Below are 274 nucleotides of genomic sequence, written 5' to 3'. Positions count from 1 at the left end.
GCGGGAAGTAGGTCATGAGGAGCGTGAGGTCGTCGTTGGTGGGGATGACGCCGATCCAGCGGCCCGGCCGCTCGTACAGCTCGAAGTGCGAGGGGACCCCGGACCAGTAGCTGTAGTAGGTGCAGCTCACCCGCGCGTGCTCGATGACGTTCTGCGCGCCGGCCTTGCGGGCCACCAGCGAGCGCATGCCGTCGGCGCCGACGACCAGGCGCGCGTGTTCCGTCGTCTCGGTGCCGCCGGGTGTCGTGTACCGCACCCCGGCGACCCGGTCGCC

Annotated in this window: 1 protein-coding gene; it reads right to left on the bottom strand. The window is 71.2% G+C overall.

Annotated features, from left to right (window positions below):
- The coding region (locus J0695_RS43585; RefSeq protein ID WP_206970326.1) for an FAD-dependent monooxygenase at window positions 1–274 on the bottom strand (274 nt) is incomplete at both ends.

This window comes from Streptomyces beijiangensis, assembly GCF_017315755.1.
GTDB classification, from domain to species: Bacteria; Actinomycetota; Actinomycetes; order Streptomycetales; family Streptomycetaceae; genus Streptomyces; species Streptomyces beijiangensis.
The sequence above is the reverse complement of the archived record's forward strand: the minus strand, read 5'-3'. Positions and strand labels throughout refer to the sequence as shown.